Origin of the sequence: Sinomonas sp. (assembly GCF_036848755.1) — a bacterium.
In the GTDB taxonomy this organism is placed as follows: domain Bacteria; phylum Actinomycetota; class Actinomycetes; order Actinomycetales; family Micrococcaceae; genus Sinomonas.
Map to the genome: position 1 here is coordinate 1 of NZ_DAIUJO010000021.1, position 24,051 is coordinate 24,051.

Annotated in this window: 19 protein-coding genes; 7 read left to right on the top strand and 12 right to left on the bottom strand. The window is 69.5% G+C overall.

Annotated elements, in window-relative coordinates; genetic code table 11:
• The 3 genes from V7053_RS05020 to V7053_RS05030 all read right to left on the bottom strand — a co-directional run.
• Positions 1 to 320 (bottom strand): class II aldolase/adducin family protein (locus tag V7053_RS05020; protein ID WP_334171172.1); only part of this gene is annotated, 320 nt, incomplete at its 3' end.
• A 59-nt stretch (positions 321 to 379) separates the two neighbouring features.
• On the bottom strand, positions 380 to 1,543 hold the full coding sequence (rhaI, locus tag V7053_RS05025) for an L-rhamnose isomerase (protein ID WP_334171173.1): 1,164 nt from the start codon (positions 1,541 to 1,543) through the stop codon (positions 380 to 382).
• Positions 1,540 to 1,956: an L-rhamnose mutarotase gene (locus V7053_RS05030; protein ID WP_334171174.1), complete on the bottom strand. Its 417-nt coding sequence runs from the start codon at positions 1,954 to 1,956 to the stop codon at positions 1,540 to 1,542. The genes rhaI and V7053_RS05030 overlap by 4 nt, the downstream gene beginning before the upstream one ends.
• A 278-nt stretch (positions 1,957 to 2,234) precedes the next feature.
• Between V7053_RS05030 and V7053_RS05035 the strand changes: the two genes are divergently transcribed.
• From V7053_RS05035 to V7053_RS05050, 4 genes are all read left to right on the top strand, one after another.
• On the top strand, positions 2,235 to 2,894 hold the full coding sequence (locus tag V7053_RS05035; protein WP_334171175.1) for a hypothetical protein: 660 nt from the start codon (positions 2,235 to 2,237) through the stop codon (positions 2,892 to 2,894).
• A 118-nt stretch (positions 2,895 to 3,012) separates the two neighbouring features.
• Complete coding sequence (locus tag V7053_RS05040) at positions 3,013 to 5,061, top strand: DUF6807 family protein (RefSeq protein ID WP_334171176.1); 2,049 nt, start codon at positions 3,013 to 3,015, stop codon at positions 5,059 to 5,061.
• Complete coding sequence (locus V7053_RS05045; RefSeq protein ID WP_334171177.1) at positions 5,061 to 8,243, top strand: alpha-L-rhamnosidase-related protein; 3,183 nt, start codon at positions 5,061 to 5,063, stop codon at positions 8,241 to 8,243. Before V7053_RS05040 ends, V7053_RS05045 begins: the two co-directional genes overlap by 1 nt.
• Before the next feature lie 73 nt (positions 8,244 to 8,316).
• On the top strand, positions 8,317 to 9,363 hold the full coding sequence (locus V7053_RS05050) for a LacI family DNA-binding transcriptional regulator (protein WP_334171178.1): 1,047 nt from the start codon (positions 8,317 to 8,319) through the stop codon (positions 9,361 to 9,363).
• 21 nt (positions 9,364 to 9,384) lie between these two features.
• On the opposite strand, the gene V7053_RS05055 is transcribed toward V7053_RS05050, so the two are convergent.
• The 3 genes from V7053_RS05055 to V7053_RS05065 form a co-directional block, all read right to left on the bottom strand.
• Positions 9,385 to 10,863, bottom strand: a complete 1,479-nt coding sequence (locus V7053_RS05055) for a PKD domain-containing protein (protein ID WP_334171179.1) — start codon at positions 10,861 to 10,863, stop codon at positions 9,385 to 9,387.
• 159 nt (positions 10,864 to 11,022) lie between these two features.
• Complete coding sequence (locus V7053_RS05060) at positions 11,023 to 11,559, bottom strand: ArsR/SmtB family transcription factor (RefSeq protein ID WP_334171180.1); 537 nt, start codon at positions 11,557 to 11,559, stop codon at positions 11,023 to 11,025.
• Between the two features lie 41 nt (positions 11,560 to 11,600).
• Positions 11,601 to 12,860 carry an acetoin utilization protein AcuC gene (locus tag V7053_RS05065; protein ID WP_443022513.1) on the bottom strand — a complete coding sequence of 420 codons (1,260 nt, stop codon included), beginning with the start codon at positions 12,858 to 12,860 and terminating at the stop codon, positions 11,601 to 11,603.
• An 86-nt stretch (positions 12,861 to 12,946) separates the two neighbouring features.
• On the opposite strand from V7053_RS05065, the gene V7053_RS05070 reads away from it, so the two are divergent.
• The 3 genes from V7053_RS05070 to proC all read left to right on the top strand — a co-directional run bounded on the left by V7053_RS05070 (position 12,947) and on the right by proC (position 16,096).
• Positions 12,947 to 14,359 (top strand): TrkH family potassium uptake protein, encoded by a 1,413-nt coding sequence (locus tag V7053_RS05070; RefSeq protein WP_334171181.1) that lies wholly within the window; start codon positions 12,947 to 12,949, stop codon positions 14,357 to 14,359.
• The gene (locus V7053_RS05075) at positions 14,352 to 15,035 is read left to right on the top strand and encodes a potassium channel family protein (RefSeq protein ID WP_334171182.1); all 684 of its coding nucleotides are present in this window, start codon (positions 14,352 to 14,354) and stop codon (positions 15,033 to 15,035) included. Before V7053_RS05070 ends, V7053_RS05075 begins: the two co-directional genes overlap by 8 nt.
• A 230-nt stretch (positions 15,036 to 15,265) precedes the next feature.
• Positions 15,266 to 16,096 carry a pyrroline-5-carboxylate reductase gene (gene proC, locus V7053_RS05080; protein ID WP_334171183.1) on the top strand — a complete coding sequence of 277 codons (831 nt, stop codon included), beginning with the start codon at positions 15,266 to 15,268 and terminating at the stop codon, positions 16,094 to 16,096.
• A gap of 250 nt (positions 16,097 to 16,346) precedes the next feature.
• On the opposite strand, the gene V7053_RS05085 is transcribed toward proC, so the two are convergent.
• The 6 genes from V7053_RS05085 to V7053_RS05110 form a co-directional block, all read right to left on the bottom strand.
• Positions 16,347 to 17,165 carry a sugar phosphate isomerase/epimerase family protein gene (locus V7053_RS05085; RefSeq protein ID WP_334171184.1) on the bottom strand — a complete coding sequence of 273 codons (819 nt, stop codon included), beginning with the start codon at positions 17,163 to 17,165 and terminating at the stop codon, positions 16,347 to 16,349.
• Positions 17,166 to 17,203: 38 nt separating this feature from the next.
• Positions 17,204 to 18,223, bottom strand: a complete 1,020-nt coding sequence (locus tag V7053_RS05090) for a Ppx/GppA phosphatase family protein (protein ID WP_334171185.1) — start codon at positions 18,221 to 18,223, stop codon at positions 17,204 to 17,206.
• Between the two features lie 7 nt (positions 18,224 to 18,230).
• Positions 18,231 to 18,764, bottom strand: a complete 534-nt coding sequence (locus V7053_RS05095) for an SseB family protein (protein ID WP_334171186.1) — start codon at positions 18,762 to 18,764, stop codon at positions 18,231 to 18,233.
• Entirely contained in the window at positions 18,761 to 21,529 is a 2,769-nt protein-coding gene (gene topA, locus V7053_RS05100; RefSeq protein ID WP_334171187.1) for a type I DNA topoisomerase, read from the bottom strand. The genes V7053_RS05095 and topA overlap by 4 nt, the downstream gene beginning before the upstream one ends.
• Positions 21,530 to 21,699: 170 nt before the next feature.
• Entirely contained in the window at positions 21,700 to 22,383 is a 684-nt protein-coding gene (locus tag V7053_RS05105) for an ArsR/SmtB family transcription factor (RefSeq protein WP_334171188.1), read from the bottom strand.
• A gap of 61 nt (positions 22,384 to 22,444) precedes the next feature.
• Positions 22,445 to 24,049, bottom strand: coding sequence for a DUF7059 domain-containing protein (locus V7053_RS05110; RefSeq protein WP_334171189.1), 1,605 nt, complete (start codon positions 24,047 to 24,049; stop codon positions 22,445 to 22,447).
• Positions 24,050 to 24,051 lie beyond the last annotated feature (2 nt).

The window sequence follows — 24,051 nt, forward strand, 5'->3', positions numbered from 1 at the left end:
GCGGCACCGCCCTTGCCGTGCAGGCAGTAGTCGAACGCGGCGACCATCTCGTCCTCGCGCTCGACCCCCGGATACACGCCCTTCAGCGCGCGGAGCCGGTCCAGGCGCAGCACTGCGAGGTTCTTCTCGGTCAGGGTCCCGAGGTCCCCCCCGGAGCCCTTGACCCACAGGAGTTCGACGGGCTCGCCCGTGACGGGATCGGTCTCGGTGCCCTTGGCGGAGGTGTTGCCGCCGGCGTAGTTCGTATTGCGCTTGTCGGCGCCCAGCCGGTTCGAGCGGGCGATCAGCTGGGCGACAGCTGGATTCTGCGTCTGGTTCATGGTCTCGGGGTCTTCCTTCTGCGAGTCAGGGGTCGGGACGGACGACGGCGAGGGCTGGCCTACGCGCCCCAGCCGGCCTGGGTGCCGCCGACGCGGGTGTCGTTGATGAGCTTCTGGTAGCCGGAAGCGCCGTAGGCGGCCATCGGGTCGGCGGGCAGGCCGCGCTCCTCTCGCCACGCGGCGAGGGCCGGACGGACGTCGGTGTAGAACGCGTCCATGAAGACGGCGTTCGCGGCGAGGACGTCGTGGTTCCTCTGGGCCTCGGCCAGGGCCGCACGGTCGAGGAGCAGGGCGCGCAGCGTCATCTCCTGGACATTGAGCACCGAGCGGATCTGGCCCGGAATCTTCTCCTCGAGGTTGTGGCACTGGTCGAGCATGAGCGCCACGCCCGAGTCCGGGCCGAGCCCGCCTCCGCGGACCACTTCGACCATGATGCGGAAGAGCTGGAACGGGTCCGCGGCGCCGACGATGAGGTCGTCGTCGGCGTAGAAGCGAGAGTTGAAGTCGAAGGAGCCGAGCTTCCCGAGCCGCAGGAGCTGAGCCACGATGAACTCGATGTTGGTGCCCGGGGCGTGGTGGCCCGTGTCCAGGCACACGAACGCCTTCTCGCCCAGGGCGAGCGTCTGGGCGTAGGACGTGCCCCAGTCCGGGACATCGGTGTGGTAGAACGCAGGCTCGAAGAACTTGTACTCGAGCACGAGCCGCTGGTCCTCGCCCAGCCGGGCGTAGATCTCGGCGAGCGATTCGGCGAGGCGGTCCTGCCGGGCGCGGATGTCGTCCTGACCCGGGTAGTTCGTGCCGTCCGCGAGCCAGACCTTCAGGTCACGGGACCCGGTTTCGTCCATGATGTCGATGCACTCGAGGTGGTGCTCGACAGCCCGCCGGCGCACCGCCGCGTCGGAGTGCGTGAGCGAGCCGAACTTGTAGACGTCGTCCTGGAACGTGTTCGAGTTGATCGTGCCGAGCCTCACGCCCAGACCCGCGGCGTACTCGCGCAGCGCCGCGTAGTCCTCGACCTTGTCCCACGGGATGTGCAGTGCGACGCTCGGCGCGAGGCCCGTGAGCTCGTTGACCTTCGCCGCGTCCTGCAGCTTCTCCTGGACGGTGCGGGGGGTGCCCGGAGTGCCGAACACCTTGAATCGCGTACCCGAGTTGCCGTAGGCCCACGAGGGAACCTCGATCGCGAGCCCGTCGAGGGCCTCGGGAATCCGGACAGTGCTCATGCTTGCTCTCCTGTGGTCTGTTCTGTCGAAATCTTGTCGGTCGAAATCTGGGGCCCGTTCGCGGCGGCCTCGAGCTGGTCTTCGAGGTTGAAGACTTCCTCGAGCGGGACGAAGGATTCATCGGGTGGCGCTTCGATGCCATCGAAGAGGTCGGCCATCTCAGCCTGCCAGCGGGCATTCACCTCGTAGGCAGCCATCCGAGCAGTGGCCGCGTCGAGGCTGTCCGTCTCGACGTAGCCGATCAGGAGGCCGTCGGGCCGGAGGAAGAGGGAGTAGTTGTGCCAGCCCGCATCGCGGAGGGCCTCGAGCATCTCGGGCCAGACCGCGGCGTGGCGCCGCTTGTACTCCTCGATGTGGTCCGGATGGATCTGCTGCTGAAAGCAGATCCGCCGCCGCGTTGCGGTCTCGCTCATGGGGCTCCCTGAGGTTCGACGGCGACCATGTCGTCGCATTTCGTGAAAGCGATGCGTGAAAGCGATTCCGGAATACCATTTCGTGAATCGATTCAAAAACTGTCTCTACCAGAGTAGAGCGAGCTGCCGGCGCGGTCAACAGCTTCTTACCGCAACGTTGTCCGACGCGCGGAACGGGGCGCGCCAGGCGCCGGGGGCCCCTGCCCAGCGGCTAGGAGGAGGCCCAGCTCGGACCCCTACACTGGCCCCACCGCGTCCAGCGAAAGCGAGTCGAACACGTGAGAATAAAGCCTGCCCTCCTGATCCTTCCGACGCTGGCCCTGGCGGTGACCGGCTGCTCGTCGTCAGCCGGAATGCCGCCGGCCTCCCCGGCCTCCTCAGCGGGCACAGCCTCCTCAGCGGGCACAGCCTCCTCAGCGGGCGCATCCTCCGGGGACGCGGCCTCCGCGACGCCTTCCGGCTGGCAGCTCGTACAGGCCCGCGGTGCGGACGACATCAAGGCCGCGGGACTCCAGGTTCTCTCCGCCGAGGGCAGCGCGGAACACTACCACGCCCATCTCGACGTCATCGCGGACGACAGGGCCATCACCGTTCCAGCCGAGATCGGCTTCAGCTTCGGCGCAGACGGACAACCGAACGGCATCTCCGCCCTGCACACCCACGACGAATCAGGAATCATCCACATCGAGGCCCCGACGGCGGGCCTGACCTACACCCTCGGCCAGCTTCTGACCGAATGGGGCGTCCTCGACGGGACGAGCAGCGTCCCGGGCAGCGCGCATTCGGACGCCTCCGCCTGGCAGGTCTACGTGAACGGGACCAGGGAGGCAGGCAGCCCGAAGGACGTCGTCCTGAAGGCGCACGAAGAAATCGCGCTGGTCCACGGCCCAGCGCCGACGACGATTCCCAGCTCTTACAGCTTCCCCTCCGGATACTGACGAGCCGTGCCTGCGCCGCGCGCCCAAGGCCCTCTGGACGAGGCCAGCGATCCCATGCGAGACTTCTGGAAAACGCTTTCCCTCAGTCCTGAAGGCCCTCACGGCGCAAAGGAGCTCCATGAGCACCCCCGCACACTCCACCGAGTCCCCACAGGCTTCCGCCCCGGGGACCGCCGTCGGCAGCAGATCCCCGATCCAGCGGCGGCCCCGCATCGCGCTCGTCGGCGTGCACGGCTTCGGACTCGTGCATCTTCGCAACCTGAAGCGGCTGCTCGAGTCCGATGCCATCGTCCTGGACGCGGTGGCCGACCCCAGCCCGCCTGACGATGGCACCGTTCCGGACGGCACGCCGTCGTACGCCGGCCTCGACGCCCTCCTCGCCGAGCGTCCGACGCCGGACGTGGCCATCATTGCGACGCCGCTGCAGACGCACGGCCCGCTCGGGGCTGTCGCGATCGACGCCGGAGCTCACCTCTATCTCGAAAAGCCGCCCGTGCCATCGCTTGCCGCGTACCGCCAATTGGTGGAGCACGCCGATCGCCACGAATCCGCGGTTCAGGTGGGGTTCCAGAGCCTCGGCTCGCACGCACTCCCGGCGATCGAGGCATTGCTCGGTTCTGGCGAGATCGGCGAACTTCGCGCGGTCGGCGCCTTCGGAGCCTGGACGCGCGACCTCGCCTACTACGCACGGTCGCGCTGGGCGGGCAAGCGCAGCCTCAACGGGGTCGACGTCATTGACGGAGTGGTGACCAACCCGCTGGCCCATGCTGTGGCGACTGCGCTGCGGATCGCTGGGGCACGAGGCGAAGCTGACGTCGCGAGCGTCGACGTCGACCTCTACCACGCGCACCGGATCGAGGCGGACGACACGTCCGCCGTGCGGATTCGGACGGCGGACGGTGTCCCGATCATGTGCGCCCTCACCCTCTGCGCAAGCGAATCGGCCGAACCGTGGGTCACGATCTACGGCACCGAAGGCGAAGCGGACTTCTACTACACCGAGGACCGACTCGTCGTCCGCAGCTCGAACGGCGAGCGCGAGGAGCGCTTCGGCCGCACCGATCTGACCGAGAACCTGCTCGAGCATCTTGCGTCTGGAGTTCCGCTCCTGAGCTCGCTCGCCGACGCGGGCGCGTTCATGAGCGTCCTCGAGGCGGTCCGCACGGCCCCCGCGCCGCGGCAGATCCCGGACGAGTTCGTGGACTGGGTCGGCGAGGGGGAAGCGGCCCGTCCGGTCGTGCGCGGAATCGAGCGCGATCTCGCGCGAGCGGTGCGGGCTCAGGCGACCTTTTCCGAGCTGGGCCTGCCGTGGGCCACGCCTGAGGAACCGCTTGCCGTCCTCACGCTTCCGGGCGGCGATGCTGTCGCGGCGCTCCGGCGGGGCGAGCGCGTCGCTCCGACGCTCTCGCCGCGCCCCTACCTCCATCCGGTCAGGACGCTGGGCGGGATCACCGTCACCGACCACTTCCCGCTCGACCATCCATGGCACTTGGGGCTGGGCCTCGCGCTTCAAGACGTCTCCGGCACCAACCTGTGGGGTGGCCGCACCTACACGCGCGAGGCCGGGCGGTACGTCTGGCGCCCGGACCACGGGCGGATCACGGTCGAGGCCGTCGAGAGCGGTCCGGGAACGCTGCGCCTCGCGCTGAGGTGGGAGGCGCACGACGGCGCAACTCTCCTGCGCGAGGACAGGCTCGCGCGCGCCGTGGCAGCCGGCGACGGCGCGTGGCGGCTCGAGCTCAAGAGCCGCCTCGAGGCGGCTGGCCCGGTGAGCCTCGGGGGACCCGGTTCGAACGGCAATACGGGCGGGGGCTACGGCGGGTTCTTCCTGCGGCTTGCCCCCTGTTCTCGGCCCGTGGTCATGACGCCCGACCACGAAGGCGAAGAGGCGGTCCACGGACATCCCGCCCCCTGGGTCGCCTGGAGCTCCACGTTCGGAGGCGGCGACGCCGGAATCGTGGTCGCCGCCGCCCCCGAGGCGCCACAGGATCCGTGGTTCGTGCGTCTCGCCGGGTACCCGGGAGTCGGTTCCGCGCTCGCATGGGAGCGGGCAGTGGAGCTGGGAGGCGGCGAGTCGCTCGAACGGACGTTCCGGATGTGGTTCGTCGACGGACCGATCACCGCGGACGGGGCGGCCGCTCTCGTTGCTGACGGGGGTGCCGCCTGATGGTCGGGGCCCGCGCTCTGAACCCGGTCCGGCTGCGGGTCGAGGGTGCCGAGCGCTGCTTCACGGCCGGCCCGAACCCGCGATTGTCGTGGCAGGCGGAACCGGTTTCCACTCTGGCCCCGGATGGGGAGCAGCTCCAGCCGGTGGCCGCCGAGCCCGAGATTCGCGCCGCGGACGGGCGCCTCCTCTGGGCACCCGGCCCTTCTCCCCTCCCGCCGCACGCCACCAGCCGGCTGACAGTCCCGGCTGGCACCACCCTCCCCGCCGCCACCGAGTGCCGATGGCGCGTGCGGCTCGAGACAGCCGACGGCGGGTGGGGACCGTGGAGCGACGAGCACGAGTTCGCAACCGGGCTCGGGGACAGCGACTGGTCCGCTCAGTGGATCGGTCGGAACCCCGGCGGCCGCCCGCCCCTGCGGCTTGCCGGGAACGCGCTGCGCTGGCACGGCACGCCGTTCGTTCCGATTCCCGTCCAGACTGGTCCCGACTTCGTGATCGAGGCCGAGCTCCGGCCGGTTCTCGGCATGGCTGGTCTCGTCTTCCACTCCGCCGGCCCCGGGACGGGCCTCCTCCTCGAGTGCGCCCGCGACAGCCGGATCGTCGTGCGGCCGCTTCCGGCGTGGGAGCAACCCGCCGAGCCATCCGAATGGGCGACGGCCCCGCTCGCGGAGGCATACGCGCCCGCATCCCCTGCTCCCCTCCACAGCTCGTCGAAGCCGGGTGACGGGCCATGGCTCCGCCTCCGGGTGGAGGCACGCCTGGGCCGGCTCGCGGTCGCCGTCGACGGCAGGCACGTGCTCGGGGCCCCGCTGCCCCACGCTGTCGGGACGCTCCTTGGGCTCCATGCAGCGCCGCGCGCCGAGGGTGCCCTGCGCTCCCTCACGGTCTCCGATGCCGAGGGCACGCCAAGGTACCGATACGACGCCGCCGAGGGCCTCGGCGCGTGGCCCGCCGAGACCCCGTTCCGTCAGCCCGACGAATGGACGCTGCTGCGAACTGAGATCAGGCCAGAAGGCCGGATTCGGCGGGCGGTGCTCTACGCCGCCGCGCGCCACCAGGCGTGGGTTTCCGTCGGCGGCCGCGAGGTCCTCGCCCTGTCGTCGTTCGGTTATGCGGGCGAGGACTATTACGACGCCGCAGACGTCACGGAGCAGCTCGCCGGGGCCGGCCCGGCCGCCGCGATCGCTGTCCTTTCGCACTGGTACGGCCCCGGTCAGGGGCGGGCTGCGACCGAGCCGGGAGTGATCGCCGAGCTGCGCGTCGAGTACGACGACGGCCGCCGCGCCACGTATGGCACGGGACCGGGGTGGCGGGTCGCCGAGGCCCCCTACGCGCAGGCCGGCTACCGCAACGACGAAGGCGATCCGGTCGAGCATCGGCTCGCGGAACCGCCTCGCGGATGGGACCAGCCCGGCTTCGACGACGGCGGGTGGGCGCCGGCCCGTGTGCTCGGGGCGCACGCCTCGGAAGCCTTCCCGGCGGTGCTGCATCCCCGCCGAGCCCACGTCGCCGAGCATCGCGACGAGCCCGTGCGTTGGCTCGAGGCCCGTGATGGAACCCCCGTCGCCGATTTCGGCACCGTGCGGGCGCGCAGGCCGCGGATCGTCTTCGGACGCGGGGAACAGCCGCGGCCGACGCGTCTGCGGGCCGGGTACGGGCTGACAGGCGACGGCCGTGTCGACGATTCCACGACGGCGAGCCAGAACACGGACATGTCATTCCTCGCGGGGCCGACCGAAGGGGAACCAGCCGAAAGGGAACCGGCCGAAAGGGAACCGGCCGATGCGCAGCCGGCATCCTTTGAAGCCCGCGTGCACCTCGGCTTCCGCTATCTCGAGTTCGAGGGCCGCCGGCCCGCCCGCGTGGACGCCGCCGTCGTCCATGCTGCGCACCCGTCGGCGGCCGTCGTCGAATGCTCGGACCCGCAGCTGAACCGTGTGCTCCAGCTCCTCCAGGACTCCGCCCTCCACGGCGTGCAGGAACGCTTCGTCGACACGCCGACGCGCGAGAAGGGCCAGTTCCTCGCGGACGCGGCCAACATCTCGTACGCGACCATGGCCGCCTTCGGCGAGCGCGAGTTCACCCGTCAGGCCCTCCGCGAGTTCAGTTGGTCCGGGCGCCGCCATTGGAACTCGCCCCGCGAGCACGGGCGGGTCAACGCCGTCTACCCCAACGGCGACGGCAAGCGGGACATCCCCGACTTCAGCCTCATGCTGCCCGAATGGGCCGAGGCGTATTGGCGGCATACGGGCGACGACGCGTTCGTCGCCGAGCTCCTGCCCCAGCTCGAGGCGACGTGCGGCTACGCGCTCCGCTCCGTCGCAGAGTACGGCCCATGCGCGGGCCTCGTGGCGGACCTCGCCGGCGGGTCGGGCCCGTACCTGCACGGGATCGTGGACTGGCCCGCCCCGAACCGCTTCGGGTACGACATGTCCGCGGCCGCTCGCACCACCGTCAACGCGCAGGCATTCTCCGCGCTCGCCGCGACGGCGCGCCTCTCCGCCGTCGTTGGCCTCACTCGGCAGGAAACCGCTCTCGCGGAGCGCGCCGAGGCCCTCGCGGACGCGATGCACCGGCTCCTCCGGGTGGACGGCGTGTTCGTGGACGGCCTCGCAACCGATGGTTCCCCGAGCCCGCACGCCTCGCAGCACGCGACCGTGTTCCCGCTCGCAGTCGGCGCGACCCGGCCGGAATGCGCGGCGAGTGATGCGCGGCGCGCGGCCTCGCTCGGACTCCGCATGGGTCCGATGACGTGGCACCGGCTCCTCTGGGCGCTGGTCCAGGCTGGGCGTCTCGACGACGCGCTCGGGACCGTGCTCGACGATCCCTCCCGTGGGCCCCTCGCGTGGATCGCGGAGGGCGCGACGTTCGCGTGGGAGTCGTGGGAACTCGCCGAGGGCTCGGACCACAGCCAGTCCCATGCGTGGGCGTCGGCCGCCTGGCCCGTCCTCGTGGACGGCATTCTGGGCCTGCGCCGCGTCGCGCCGGGACGGTTCGAAGTCCGGCCGCCCGCGTGCCGCCTCGACTGGGTGCGCGCGGAACTGCCCCTCGACGAGGGGACGCTCAGGGTTGCCTGGCGTCGCGACCGAGGCCGGGCGGACGACGGCGGCTTGGCCGTCGAGTGCGAACTTCCCCCGGGCACCGAACTGGTGTCATCGTATGCCCCGCAGCTGTCCTCTTGAGCCGCCGGAACGACCGTTACGGGGCAGCCGATCGGATCACGCGAAACCTTTCACGTCGCGGTAGTCTCCCAGCATGAGCCGTGCCCACCCTTCGTCAGCGCCGTCCCACACGGCCGCGAGCATCCGCGACGTGGCGGAGCTCGCCGGCGTCTCGGTGGGCACAGTGTCCAACGTTCTCAACCGCCCCGACATCGTGCGGCCCGCCACCGTTGAACGGGTCCACGCCGCCATCAAGGAACTCGGCTTCGTGCGCAACGATGCCGCACGGCAGCTGCGCGCCGGGCGGTCGACCACGATCGGCCTCGTTGTGCTCGACGTCCGGAACCCCTTCTTCACCGACGTCGCCCGGGGCGCCGAGGACGAGGCGGCGCGCGATGGCCTCTCCGTCGTGATGGCCAACAGCGACGAGTCTCGCGAGAGGGAGGCCACCCACGTCGACTATTTCGAAACGCAGCGCGTGCTCGGCCTGCTGATCTCCCCGATCGGAGACCTCGGCGAGCGACTCGAGCGGCTCCGCGCCGGCGGCACCCCGGCAGTCCTCGTCGACCGGGTCGCCGGCAGCCGCAGCCTCAGCTCCGTCGCGGTCGACGACGTCGAAGGCGGCCGGCTCGCCGCCCAGCATCTGCTCGACCTCGGGCGGCGGCGCCTCGCCTTCGTGGGCGGTCCCACGGGCCTTGCCCAGCTCCAGGACCGCCTCGCCGGCGTCGAAAGCGCGGCCGCGAGGGTCGACGGTGCAACCGTCGAGGCGATCGAGACCGCGGGGCTGAGCTTCGAGGACGGCCGCCGGGCCGCTCGTGCGCTCCTCGCCCGGGACGCCCCGGAGCGGCCAGACGCCCTGGTCGCCGGCAACGACCTCGTCGCGATCGGCGCGCTCCAGGTCCTCATGGGCGAGGGCCATCTTCGCGTTCCGGAAGACGTGGCGATCGTGGGCTACGACGACATCGATTTCGCGAGCGCCGCCGTCGTCCCGCTTTCCTCAGTGCGCCAGCCGCGGGATCTCATCGGCCAGACCGCCGTGCAGATCCTGCGCCAGGAGGCCGAGGACCCATCGCTCGCGCCGCGCAACGTCGTGTTCAAGCCGGAGCTCGTGGTCAGGGAGTCGACCGAGGGGCGAGCGTAGTGCCGTCGCAGGAGTCCGCACTCATCGATGGGTGATGGTGATGGCCCCGCCGCTATCGGAGATTCGGCCCCCTTGGAAGTCCTGGGCCGTGCCGTTCGGGACAGCGTAGACATCGCTCGTCGGGTAGCCGAGGACGCCGTTCTCGAAGCCCGTGGACTGCCAGGCGGTGCGGATGGCGCCCAGGGACTTGTGGGGCCCAGTGGCCTGAGTCCAGATGATGGCGCCGCCCTCGAAGTTCTGGTAGACCCCGCCGCCGCGCAGGCCCCCGACCTCGTCGGTGGTGGGATAGCCCATCACGCCGTTCTCGAAGCCGAGCGCCGCCCACTCGAAGCGAATCCCCCCGTGGGAGACGAACAGGACCTTCGACGGCGCCGATATGACGGCGCCGTGCTGATAGTTGCGGTAGAAGCCGCCGTTGCGGATCGACGTGACGGGGCTCGTCGCGCTGCCAAGGCCCCAGAGAGCGGCCTTGGCGTCCATCTGCTGGGCCAGGGTGGTGACGGTGATGGTCTCGGTGGCGGACTTCGAGCCCCCGGCGTTGGCTGCGGTCAGGGTCGCCGTGTAGGTACCGGGCTTGCTGTAGACGTGGTTCGGGTTCTGCACGGCGGAGGTCGCCCCGTCGCCGAAGTCCCAAGACCAGGAGGTCGGGGCGCCCGGCGAGGTGTCGGTGAACGCCACGTTCAGCGGCGCCCCGCCCGAGGTCGGGGTGGCGGCGAAGGATGCCTCAAGGGCTGGCAGTGCCGGGCCGGCCACGCTCTTGACGATGAGGTCGTCGATATAGATGTCGCCCATTTGGGCGGAGTGCTCGGTGCCGTCCATCACGCTGGTCACGGAGGACACCGCCGTGTCGACCTCGCGGCTGGAGTACACCGAGGCCCCGTCGAACCATACTTCGACGGTTGTCGAGCTGCCCTTCGGGATCACATGGAGCACGAGGTGGTGCCAGGCGTTCAGCGAGACTCTGGAAGACGCCAGGCGGACGGAGGTGTACGACTTGCTCGTCCCGAGGATGCGCAGCCACAGCTGGCCGTGGCTGTTGTCACGGTAGACGTCGACGAAGCGGGTGCTTCCCGAGAAGAAACTGAAGTACGAGACGTTGCTGCCCGCCGTGCCAGCCTGGGTGACATTGAACCAGCCGTCGGCATAGACCTCGCGCGCGTTCGAGGGCAGCGCTATCGAGAAGTCGGCCCGCGAGTTTCGATCCGCGGTCGCGTGCAGAAAGGCGGAATGGGTTCCGTCGTGGGCCTGCGCGGAGGAAACCGATGCCGTTCCCGTCCCGCTGGTCTGCACAGTGAGTCCGGAGAGCGTGCCTGCTTCGAAGTTGTCTGCGCGCACGACGGCGCCGGGGTAGTTGTCGTTCGGCGCGCTCGTCCCGGCTGCGCACGTTGCGGCACAGGCCGGCGTGCCACCGAATAGCCGTCCGGCGAACAGCGGCAAGGCAAGGACGAGCGAGACGGCAAGCACGGCTGCGGCGCCCAGGGCGATTAGTCGTTTCACCACGCGACCCCGATCATATTCAGCCACGGTACAGACGGCGCCATCGGAGGGCACGAGTAGGCCGTACGCGAAATGGGCCGCCCAGCGGAGGACTGGCGAGGACAGGTATACCTAAGCGCCGGGACGGCCTGGCTCGCCCTGTTGGCGCTAGCCCTGTTGGCGCTAGCCCTGTTGGCGGCCCGGTTCCTTCCGGCGCCACTTCGGGAGGTTTGCGATGATCTCGGCCGCGCCCTTCGCGGCGCGCTCGACCGTGCGCTCCACGGTGCGCTGGATCTGCTGCGGTCGGGTTCCAGCGGCCGCAACGCCCGCGGGCGAGGGCGCCACAGGTTCGAGGGGGCTTCCCCCCGCGATCTGCACTGCCGGCGCGGCCGGGGAGGAAGCAGAGGGCACGACGGCGGAGGCGGCCGAAGGCGCTGGCGATTCCTCGGGTGCCGGGGCCGATGTCGTCCACAGCGAGGTGAGCCAGCCGCCGACCTCGGCAAGCGGCTCGAGACGGAGCGCGTAGTAGCGCTTCTGTCCCTGGGCGCGCGTGGTCACGAGGCCCGCGTCGCGGAGGACCTTCAGGTGCTTCGACACCGTGGGCTGGCTTGCGTCGAGGGCCTCGACGAGCTCGCCCACCGCCTTGTCGCCGGCACAGAGTTCGCGAAGTATGTCCCTCCGCGTATGGTCAGCGATGACGGCGAAGATGTCTGTCATCATGACTCCAGCCTACCGACCTGCAACGCCCTTGGGCGCTCGCCTCAGTCGAACCACGCGTCCAGCCCGTAGAGGGGAAAGACTTCCCTCCGGGTCGCCATGATGGCCCGGTCCACGGCGTCGTTCGGGTTGAAGCCGATATCCCACGAACGCCACCACGTATCCGCTTCCTCCCCCATGCTCTCGGGGAGATCTTCACCGGGCAGGAGCCGCTCGGCGTGATGCTCGCGGACGTACTCGCGCCACGATTCCGGGACGGGAGTGCGCAGGTGGATGGGGTGACCGGCTGCGATGCCGACGAGATGCGTCCACACCCGGGGGACCACGTGGATCACGTCGTAGCCCCCTCCGCCGGTGGCGATCCAGCGGTCCGAGCAGAAGCGCGCGGCAAGCCGCGACACGGTGAGGGCCACCTCTCGCTGCGCGTCGATGCTTGTGCGAAGGTCCGCGAGCGGATCGCGGGCGTGGGAGTCGCAGCCGTGCTGGCTCACGATCACCTCGGGCCGGAATGCCTCGACGAGCGGCGGAACGATCGCGTGGAACGCCCGCAGCCAGCCGCCGTCGCCCGTTCTAGCAGGGAGGGCGACGTTGACGGCAGTCCCCGCGGCCTCCGGGCCCCCGATCTCGTCCGGGAAACCGGTCCCCGGGAACAGGGTGAGCCCGCTCTCGTGGAGTGAGATGGTCAGGACCCGCGGATCGTTCCAGAACACGCCCTGGGTCCCGTCCCCGTGGTGGACGTCGACGTCGACGTAGGCGACCCGCCCGACACCGCCGTCCAGCAGCCGCTGAATCGCGAGCGCGGCGTCGTTGTAGATGCAGAAGCCGCTCGCGTGGTCCGCTGCGGCGTGGTGCATGCCCCCAGCAAAGTTCACGGCATGCTGCGCACGGCCGTCCAGCACGGCGTCGGCGGCTTCGAGGGAACCGCCCGCGATCCGGGCGCTGGCCTCGTGCATCCCGGCGAAGGCCGGGTCGTCCTCCGTGCCGAGGCCACGTTCCGGAGCGGACGACGACGGGTCCTCGCTCACGCGGCGGACCGCGGCGATGTAGTCACGCGTGTGCACGGCGGCGAGCTCGTCATCGCTCGCGACGTGGGGCTCGACGACGGACACGCGCGGAAGGGAGAAGAGCCCCAAGTCCTCGCAGAGCCGAGCTGTCATGTCGAGCCGACTCGGATGCATGGGATGGCGGGGGCCGAAGTCGTAGGCGCAGAGCGCCTCGGACCACGCGACCCTCGTCTCGAAGTCCGGGCGGCGGGCCGCACCCGAGGCCGCGGGCGAGTGCTGCGTCGGTGCGGCGTCGGACATAAGCTCAGGCTACCGGACCCGCATGGTTTACTGGTCCGGTACGGCCTTCGGCCGCCCAACAGACCCGGCATGAAAGACGGTTGAGTGTGGTAGAGACGGAGTCGTCATGGCGGCCCACGCCGCCGCGCCAAAGCCTCGGCCCGCTGACCGGGCTGCGCGACTTCGTCGACCGGCTCGCCGCGTCGTCGCCCGCACGCCTCGCGCTCCTCGCGTTCTTCAGCGTGATCGTCTTCTTCACCCTCCTGCTGTCACTTCCGTTCGCTTCTGCCGACGGCCAGGTGACCCCTCTCCACGAGTCGCTCTTCACCGCGACGTCCGCCGTGTGCGTCACGGGCCTCACCGTCGTCTCGACGGCCACGCACTGGTCGACGTTCGGGCACGTTGTGATCCTCCTGGCCATCCAGATCGGCGGATTGGGCATCCTCACCCTCGCATCGGTCCTCTCGCTCGCGATGAGCCGGGGTTTGGGCGTCCGGGGCAAGCTCATCGCGCGGGAGGCGATGAACAATGCGGGGCGCCTCGGCGAGGTAGGCGGGCTCCTGCGGGTCGTCGTCGCCACTTCCGTGGTCGTGGAGGGCGTCCTGGCGCTCTTCCTCGCCCCAGCCTTCATGGCGCAGGGCGAGCAGTTCTGGCCTGCCGTCTGGCATGCCGTGTTCTATGCCATCTCCTCGTTCAACAACGCGGGCTTCACGCCGCACAGCAACGGCGTGGTCGCCTACCAGTACGACCTCTGGGTCCTCGTCCCGCTCATGGTCGGCGGCTTCATCGGAAGCCTCGGGTTCCCCGTGCTCCTCGTGTTCTTGCGCTTCAAGGCGCGCGCCCGCTTCTGGACCCTCCACGCCAAGCTCACGATCGTCGTCTCGATCATCCTGCTCGTGGCCGGCGCCATCCTCTGGGGTGCGATGGAATGGAACAACACGCAGACCATTGGGAGCATGCCCTCGGGCGAGAAGGTCGTGCAGGCAATCTTCGCGTCCGTCATGACGCGATCGCTCGGATTCAACCTCGTCGACATGAACCACCTCACGCCGTCGACGCTCCTGCTCTCTGACGCGCTCATGTTCGCGGGCGGCGGGTCGGCGTCCACGGCGGGCGGCATCAAGGTCACGACCGTCGCGGTCATGTTCCTCGCGATCGTTGCCGAGGCACGCGGGGACCGCGACGTGCGCGCGTTCGGGCGGACCATCCCGCAGGAGATCATGCGGCTGGCCATCAGCGTGATCGTCATGGCGGCCACGCTCCTCATGGTCGCGTGCCTGCTCCTGCTCGCGATCTCCGGACAGAGCCTGGATCGGGTCCTCTTCGACTCGGTCTCCGCGTTCGCGACCGTCGGGCTCAGCACCGGGCTCACCTCGGAGCTCCCGCCAGCCGGGGTCTACATCCTCACCGCGCTCATGTTCTTCGGACGCGTGGGCACCATCACGATGGCAACCGCACTGTCCCTGCGCCAGCGCAGATCGCTGTACCACTATCCGGAAGAGAGGCCGATCATTGGCTGACAAGAATCCCCCGGGCCGGCCCCACCCGAACGCGCCGGTTCTCGTCATCGGGCTGGGGCGCTTCGGTGCGGCCACCGCCCAGCAGCTCGTCAAGCAGGGCCGCGAGGTGCTCGCGATCGAGCGCGATCGGGATCTGGTCGAGACCTGGGCACCTGTCCTGACGCACGCCGTCCAAGCCGATGCGACCAACATCGAGTCCCTGCGCCAGCTCGGCGCCCAGGAGTTCCGTTCGGCGGTGGTGGGCGTGGGGACCTCGATCGAGTCCTCGGTCCTCATCACGGCGAACCTCGTGGACCTCGGCATCGAACACCTCTGGGCGAAGGCGATCACGCCGTCGCACGGCAAGATCCTCTCCCGCATCGGGGCGAACCACGTCATCTATCCCGAGGCCGACGCCGGGGTGCGCACCGCCCACCTCGTGAGCGGCCGCATGCTGGACTTCATCGAATTCGACGACGACTTCGCCATCGTCAAGATGTACCCCCCGAAGGAGACCCAAGGGTTTACCCTCGCCGAGTCCCAGGTGCGGGCGAAGTACGGCGTGACGATCGTGGGCGTCAAGAGTCCCGGCGAGGACTTCACCTACGCGCAGCCGCACACGAAGGTCAGCAGCCGCGACATGCTCATCGTCTCGGGCCACGTCGACCTGCTCGAACGCTTCGCGGCGCGCCCCTGATTCCTGGTCTTCCGGCTTAACGGGTAAGGCGCTGGCAGATGCGGGGAAGGTGGGGGACCAATATCCGCCTCTGCCAGCGCCGTGCGACCGCTTGGGGGAAGCGGCCGCTCCATCACTCGCACCCTGTGAGGTACTTAAAACAGTAGGCAGCCTTCTTGGGAGTAGGCCTCAGCGAAGTTGTGAAGAAGCTGGGAATGCGCGCGGGGTGCGACGGCTGGCAGGATGGGCACATGAGCAACAAGATCGCCTTCCTCGGCTGCGGCTCCATGAACGAGGCCATCATGGCCGGCCTCCTGTCCGCAGGCTTCCCCAAGACCGAGGTGACGGCGACGGTCCGCCGACGCGAGCGCGCCGCGGAGCTGGCCAAGCGCTACGGCGTCACTGTCATGGCCACCGGCGAAGAGGACGACGCGAACCAACAGGCCGTCCGCGGGGCCTCGCTCGTGATCCTCGGAGTCAAGCCTGTCGGGATTGCCGACCTCGCGCGCAGGATCGCCCCCGCGCTCTCGCCGACGGCCGTCGTCGTCAGCGTTGCCGCCGCGGTCTCGATAGCCCAACTCGAACGGGCCCTCCCTGAGGGGCAGGCTGTGATCCGCACGATGCCCAACACTCCGGCGCGGGTCGGGCGAGGCGTCGTCTCCGTCTCTGGCGGCACGCACGCCACGCGGGAGCAGATCGAGAAGGTCAAAGGCCTGTTCGACAGCCTCGGGCTCGTCGTCGAGGTTCCCGAGGACCAGGTCGACGCCGTCAGCGCAGTGAGCGGGTCCGGGCCGGCGTACGCGTTCTACCTCGCCGAGGCGATGGCCGACGCCGGGACCCGGCTCGGCCTCGACCCGGAGCTCTCACTCCGCCTCGCGCGGGAGACCGTCGTGGGCGCGGGCTTCATGCTCGCCGAACCCGGGGCCGATCCGATCGCGTTGCGTCGAGCGGTGACGAGCCCCAATGGGACGACGGAACGTGCGATCGCAACGTTCGACGAGCGGGGCCTCCCGGGCATCATCGCCGACGGCGCCCGGGCCGCAGCAGAGCGTTCGAAGGACATCACGCGCGAGCTGGGCTGAGCCGCCCCTTCGCTGGCACAGCTCCCAGCTGCTTTTCAGGCTGGAGCGAGGGTTTGCCCAGCCAGGGTTCCTACACTCGAATCACTCATTAGGTGCGAGTGATGGGTCCTTCCGGTTCGCCGGAACGGGCCCGGGCGCCGGGCGGGTGCAGGAGATTCCCCCCAAAGTTTCCTGCGCGACCCGCCCGGCGTTGCTCGTTTAAGCTGCTCGCAGGGCGGGGAGCGGCCCGGGCAGACGCACGACGCCGGAGCTACCGCGCGCGCTGCTGGGCACCGCTCCGATCCGTGAGCTGCCCGAGATGCCTCCGCGCGAACTCGAGGGTCGTGCCGAGCATCTCCTCGCGCTCCCCCGCGAAGCGCGCCTTGCGCGTGCTGATCTCCGCCACGATCACGCCGTCGAACGCCGAATCCGCAAGGTAGGCGAGGCATTCTCCGACGCGCTGGGTCCCTTCGCCCGGAAGCAGATGCTCGTCCCGGAACGAGCCGCCCGAGCCGTCCGTGAGGTGGATGTGGCGCACCGTGTCACCGAGGGACTTGAGCGCTTCCAAACTGTCTTCCCGGGCCGTCGCAGCATGGGAGAAGTCCCACGTCACGTCTCGGTACCCCTGGCCTACGGGGTCCCAGTGCGGGAGGTAGGCCCGCGCGTCGCGGCCCCGCACCCGCCACGGGTACATGTTCTCGACGGCGATGTGCACCTCGTACTCCTCGGCGAGGTCCCGGACCCCGATCGTGAAGCCGTCGGCGTAGCCGGTCTGCCACCGGAAGGGCGGGTGCACGACCACGGTGTCGCAGCCTACCTCCCGCGCCATCGCGCACGACCGGCGGATCTTGTTCCACGCGCCGCCCCACACCTGCTGGGTCAGCAGAAGCGTCGGCGCGTGGATCGAGACGATCGGCTGGTCGTATCGCTCCGAGAGCTGGATGAGGGCCTGCGGCTCCTGACTGGTCGCATTGTTGGTCACCATGACCTCGACGCCGTCGTAGCCGAGGTCGGCTGCACATGCGAACGCGTCGTGGACGCTCAACGGGTAGACGGATGCGCTCGAGAGCGCTACTGGGACCTCCGGCATACCATCTGCTTTCCGCCAGTGCGGCTGATCGGCGCCGTTCACTGGGCGCTCCAGGCTGGGTGCTGCATTTCGATGCGTCGGCGCTCGCTCGCGATCGGCCGGATGTGGTCGGGTGGAGCGAGCGGCCCGTCGAAGACGAGCTGGTCAAGACGGCGCAGTATGAGCCCTTCGCGAAGGGCCCACGGGCAGATTTCGAGCTCCTCGACGTGGAAGAGCTCCATCGCGGCCTCCGCGACGAGCGCCCCGGCGAGGACCTGAAGCGCGCGCGCCTCGGAAACCCCGGGCAGGTGGACCCTGTCGGCGGAGGACATGGCAGAAATCCGCTGCGTCCAGATCCCGAGGTCGGTGTGCTGCAGGACTCGGCGGACATAGGGGCCGGCCGCGCTGGGTGCTGCCCCCGCAATCCGGGCGAGGGATCGGAACGTCTTCGACGTGCCGGTCACGAGCGTCGGCTGGCCGAGTTCTTGGAACGCGCGGACCACCGGCTTGAGCGTTGAGCGGATGTAGCGCCGGAGTTCCTTGACTGACTTCGCGGAAGGGGGGTCCTCCGGGAGCCAGTCGCGCGTGAGCCGCTGGGCGCCGAGCGGCACGGATTCGGCGATGTCCGGGAGCGAGTCGTTGCCCATGGCCATCTCGAACGATCCGCCCCCGATGTCGAGGGACAGGATCTTCTCACGTCCCCAGCCATACCAGCGGCGCACAGCGAAGAAAGTCATCGCGGCCTCCTCGCGCCCAGTGAGCTCCTGAAGAGTCACGCCCGTCTCGCGGTGGATCCGCTCGATCACGGCCTCGCCGTTCTCGGCCTCGCGGATGGCCGACGTGCAGAACGCGAGCAGGTCCTCCGCGTCGTGGCGGCCCGCGAAGTCCCATGCCTCGTGGACGAAGTCGATGAGCTCGTGCTGGCCCTCCTCGCTGATGCTGCCGTCGTCGTCGAGGTGCTTCACGAGGGAGAGCGATCGCTTGTGCGAGGCGAACGCGACGGGCTGCGCGCCGGGATGGGCGTCCACCAAGAGGAGGTGCACGGTGTTCGAACCGATGTCGAGGACGCCTAGACGCATGAGCCTATTATTCCCCGCCCGTCCCCGGGGCGCTGTCCCGCGCCGCGTCGATCTCTTCTTCGGTTGCTGGCCTGAAGTCCTTCAGGATCGCCGCGATCTGCTCGGCGGCGAGTTCGAATCCGAACGCGCTCCCGGGATTGAGCACGACGCCGAGTTCGGCACCGAGATTCTGGAGCAGCAACGCGCCCTGGGTCGTGACGACGGTGGGCGCGTGCTCCAGGAAGTCCGGTCGGATCCGCGCCGCGTCGGTGAACGCCGCGACGAGAGGCTTGCCCTCGGAGTTCGTCAGGACGAGGGGCTCGACGTATTCGGTCTGGCCAGGGACGGGCTCCGGGACGAGGAGGCACACGAGGCTGTTGAGGAACAGGAGCACGGGCTCCGAGCTGTCCGCCTCACCCTTCGATGCCGCATCGAGCGCGACCTCGAGGTCAGTGAGGGGGGTCGGATCAAGGTGGGGGGCCGACGATGGCGAGGGTTCGGCTCCCGCCGTCGCCCCGCCGTCGTCCGCGCCGGCCTGGGGGAATCCTTGCTCCTCGCTCATTTGGCGCCTGCCTTGGCGCGGGTGCCGCCCCCAGCCCGGCGCGGGGCACGCTTGACCGGTCCCTTGGCCCGCTTCTCGGCGAGGAGTTCGACGGCGCGCTCGCGGGTGAGCTCCTCGATCGCTGTGGCCCGCGGCACCGTGATGTTCGTGACTCCGTCCGTGATGTACGGGCCGAAGCGGCCCTCCTTCACGACGATCGGCTTGCCCGACTCGGGGTCGTCGCCGAACTCCGCGAGCGGCGCTGCGGCTGTTCGGCCGCCGCGTGTCTTCGGCTGCGCATAGATCGTGAGCGCGTCCTCGAGAGTGATCGTGAAGATCTCCTCCTCGCTCCCGATCGACCGCGAATCCGTGCCCTTCTTGAGGTACGGGCCGAAGCGGCCGTTCTGCACGGTGATGACGTTGCCTTCCTCGTCCTTGCCCAGGACCCGCGGCAGGCTCATGAGCTTGAGCGCGTCGTCGAGCGTGACCGTGTCGACGCTCATCGACTTGAAGAGGGACGCGGTGCGGGGCTTGACCTTGGCAGGCTTCTTGGGCGGCTTCGGCTTGCCGTTCTTGTAGTACTCGACCGGCTGGGCGGCGAGCTGCTCGGGGGTGGGCTCGGCGATCACTTCGGTGACGTAGGCGCCATAGCGCCCGTTCTTCGCGACGACGACGTGGCCCGTGTGCGGATCGGTGCCCAGGACGCGCTCATCGGGACCCGCGCTCTCCATGAGCTCCCGGGCCTTCTCGGCCGTCAGCTCGTCGGGAGCGAGGTCCTCGGGGACGTTCGCCCGTTCGGGCACCGTGCCCTCGGGCGCGTCCGCGGGCAGGGGCTTTTCGAGGTAGGGGCCGTACTTCCCGACGCGCAGCACGATGCCGGGCGCGATCTCGACGGAGTTGACGAGCCGCGCGTCGATCTCGCCGAGGCCGTTGACGATCGTCGTGAGCCCCGGCTTGCCCTCGCCGCCGAAGTAGAAGTCGCTGAGCCACTCGGCCCCGGCCTGCTGCCCGGCTGCGATGCGGTCGAGATCTTCCTCCATCTCAGCTGTGAAGTCGTAGTCGACGTAGTCGTGGAAGTAGTCCTCGAGGAGCCGGACCACCGAGAACGCGATCCAGCTCGGGACGAGTGCGTTCCCACGCGTCCGGACGTAGCCGCGGTCCATGATGGTCGAGATCGTGGCCGCGTAGGTCGACGGGCGCCCGATGCCCCGCTCCTCCAGCGTCTTCACGAGCGATGCTTCCGTGTAGCGCGGCGGCGGGGACGTCTGGTGCCCGTTCGGGGCGAGCTCGAGGGCCTCGAGCGGCTGTCCCTTGCTGAGCGCAGGAAGGCGGCCGCCGTCAGTGCCTCCTGAACCGTTCTCGGTATCCTCGCGGACCTCGTCGCGCCCTTCCTCGTAGGCGGCAAGGAAGCCGCGGAACGTAATGACCGTTCCCGAGGCCGAGAATTCGGCGTCGCGTCCCGCAGCCTCGCCGGACGTCGCCACGGCGCCGAGGCGCACGGTCGCGGTCGAGCCCTTCGCGTCCTCCATCTGGGAGGCGACGGTACGCTTCCAGATGAGCTCGTAGAGCCGGAACTCGTCACCACGGAGTTCCTTGGCGACCTGGGCCGGCGTGCGGAACGAGTCGCCGGCGGGCCGGATGGCCTCGTGGGCCTCTTGGGCGTTCTTTGCCTTCGAGGCGTAGACGCGGGGACGCTGCGGGATGTAGTCCGGCCCGTACAGCTCGGACGCCTGACGCCGCGCCGCACCCACGGCCTGGTCGCTGAGCGCGGTCGAGTCCGTACGCATGTACGTGATGTACCCGTTCTCGTACAGTCGCTGCGCGACCTGCATCGTCACCCGAGCGGAGAACCGGAGCTTGCGGGCCGCCTCCTGCTGGAGGGTCGACGTCGTGAACGGAGCGGCCGGGCGCCGCGTGTACGGCTTCTCCTCGACCGAACGGACAGAGAACGCCGCGTCCTCGAGGCCCGCGGCGAGGGCCCGGGCCGCGACCTCGTCGAGGAGCACGGCGTTTCGGGCCGTGAGGTTCCCGCGATCATCGAAATCGCGCCCAGAAGCGACTTTCTTGCCGTCTACCGCGGCAAGGCGTGCCTGGAAGCGCTGGCCCGCGCCGCCGTCGTCCGTTCCTGCAGCCTGCGGAGCGAGCGTGGCGGTGAGGTCCCAGTAGTCTGCCGCCCGGAACGCCATCCGCTCGCGCTCGCGTTCGACGACGAGGCGCGTCGCCACCGACTGCACGCGGCCAGCGGACAGTCCGCCCGCAACCTTGCGCCACAGAACGGGGGAGATTTCGTAGCCGTAGAGGCGGTCGAGGACGCGGCGGGTCTCCTGCGCGTCGACGAGCGACTCGTCGACGTCGCGCAGCTCGGCCATGGCGCGCTGGATCGCTTCTTTCGTGATCTCGGGGAACGTGAGGCGGTGCACCGGCACCTTCGGCTTGAGCACCTCGAGCAGGTGCCACGCGATGGCTTCGCCTTCGCGGTCACCGTCAGTCGCGAGGAAGAGCTCGTCGGCGTCCTTGAGCTTTGCCTTGAGCTCTGCGACCTTCTTCTTCTTGTCCGGCGAGACCACGTAGTAGGGCTCGAAGTTGTGCTCGATGTCCACGGCGAACTTCCCGAGCGAACTCTTCTTGAGCTCGGCGGGGAGATCGGAGGGCTGAGGCAAGTCGCGGATGTGACCCATGGAGGCGTCGACCTCGAAGCCCTCGCCCAGGTACTGGGCGATGGTCTTGCTCTTGGCCGGCGACTCCACAATCACGAGCTTCTTGCCGGATCTAGCCTTCGTGGCCACGCTACTCCTCAGGACAACAATCGATGCAGGGCAGGCGGCTCAAGGCCACCCCCGGCGCGAACGCCCATCGACACGATGGCGCCTCCGCGCAAGTCCCTAGTTCACCATACGACGGCGCTCGGAATGCAAGTGGGGACGTTCGCCCTGTGGATAAGGCGGCCAGATTTCGTTCAGGCAGGACGCGCGGCCGTGGACTTCGGAGCCGTCCGGCGTGCGGACGGCTTGCTCGGCGCCTCCGCCGCCTCCCGGACCTCGGGGAGCATGGACCACAGCACGTACATGCGCTCGGTTCCGGGCGGCGTCGCGTCGATCTCCTCCTGGTCCTCGACGGAAGCCTGATCGAACTCGTCGAGCAGCTCCGACATGCGCCGCTTGAACTCGGCACGCTGCTCGAGGCTCAGCTTCAGCACGTTGCCCGAGACCATCATGACCGGTGACTCGTCCGGCTCCCCTCGCCGGCGCGCGGCGTCGCGGTGCTTCGCGTGGCTCGCGATGCGCTTGCGCAGGGCATCGAGCTCCATGTCGACAATCGCGAGCCCTGGCGTCTGTCCCGTCGTCGCGGTGTCGAGGTTGAGATCGGTGCCGGCCGCCTTCCAGCGCCGCTCGCGCCCGTCGCCGTCGTTCGGCGCGTCCACCACGATGCCCCACTTCTTGAGTGCCCTCAGGTGGTAGCTCATCGCGCTGGGCGTGAGGCCCGTGAACGCAGCGAGTTCGGTCGCCGTCCAGCTCTTCTGGCTCGAGTACAGCTCATTGATGGCTGCGAGCCGCGCTCCGTGGGCCAGCGCCCTGATCGCCTTCGGGTCCGTGATCCGCACGGGGTTCTCGGTGCGGGGACTGCGCTTCTTCTCGGTCATGTGCTTCTTACTTCGTGGGGTGTGGGTGTTATTTACGCCACATCTCTCCAAGGATGTCAAACTATGCCTTCACAAGGAACCCGTCCACCGTCAACTCCTTCACCTCGCGCAGGAGACCACGGCGGAAGTCCTCGTCGTCGCGCCCCAAGAGCGCGCCGAGCGCGCCCACGATCTGCCCGACGCTGAGCTGGCCGTCGCAGGCCGAGACAAACCCCGCTTGCTCGGTGCTCAGGAGTGAGGTTCGGCGGAAGCCTGCGCCTTGCCGCAGAAGAATGACCCCCGGGTGCTCGGCACCCGGCCTCTGGTGGCGCTCCTCCGTGACGTCGTCCGCGACGACGAGGTGGCTGGCCGCTAGACCCTCGGGCCCGAGGCGCTCCAGCCAGTCGGCGCGCTCGACCGCGGCCTGCCAGTAAGGGCCGAGGGGCTGCTCGAGAGGATGGGCCAGCTCTTCGTAGCGGCCGATCCGGGCTTGACCGGCATGGGGACGGCGGAACCACAGCATGCCGAAGCCGATGCCCGAGGTGCGCCGCGAGGCGAAGTCCTCGAGGTAGGCAGCGTACGAGCGGGCGTAGGACGCAACGTCCCGCTGCTCCGAGGCGTCCTGGAGCCACGTTTCGGCATACTGCTCGGGGCCGACGAGCTCACGCTGGACGACCCACGCATCGAGGTCCGCCGGCACCCACGAACGGACGCGCTCCTGCCACTCGGAACCCTCGCGGACCTCCCAATTGCCGAGCAACTGGGCAGTTCCCCCCTCGGCGAGGACATCAGCCAGGCTCGAGACGAGTCCGGCAACCAGCTGGTCCCCGGCGAGGCCTCCGTCCCTGTACGTGAACTGATCTTCCGGTGTCTCGCCCTCCACACGCGGAGTGATCACGAACGGAGGGTTCGAAACCACCATGTCGAAGCGCTCGCCCCTGACCGGTTCGAGGAGCGAGCCGAGCCGAAGCTCGACCCGGTCGTCGGGATGTCCTGGATCCAGTCCCAGCGCCGGGGCGTTGAGCAGGAGGTTGAAGCGGGTGAAGGCGAGTGCACGCTCGGAGATGTCGGTGGCGACGACGTGACGTGCGTGCCGCAGCAGGTGGAACGTCTGGATTCCGCACCCTGTCCCGAGGTCCAGGGCCCTCTCGACGGGACGGCGCGCCGTGGACTGAATGAGGGTCGCGGAGGCATGGCCGATCCCCAGCACATGGTCCTTGCGGAGCACCCCTGCCCGCTGGTGGGCCGCGAGGTCGGAAGCGACCCAGAGACGGACTTCCCCGTCCCCTTCGTCCCACGCGTAAGGGCGGAGGTCGACACTGGCACGAAGGGAAGGAGGGTCTGCCTCCCCTTCAGCCTCGACGAGCCCGAGCGCGAGGAGACCCTCAGCCCCGAGGGTCGGGAAGGCGTGTCCGAGTTCCTCGGCCCCCACGTTCTGACCGAGCAGGAAGCAGCGCACGACGGTGACCAGCCCACCCGACCGGATTGCTCGAGCGTCCCGGCCCCTGCGCTCGAGCGCCACGACAGCCGGAACGATCTGATCTCGCGCGAGCGCCGCGTGGGCTGCCGGGCCCAGGAGATCCGCAACACCGTCGACGGTGTAGCCGAGAGCATTGAGGTCGGCGGCGAGCGCCCGGAGGAGCCGAGGATCCCCCGAGCTGGGCGCGGCGAGGGCCCGGAAGTCCACGC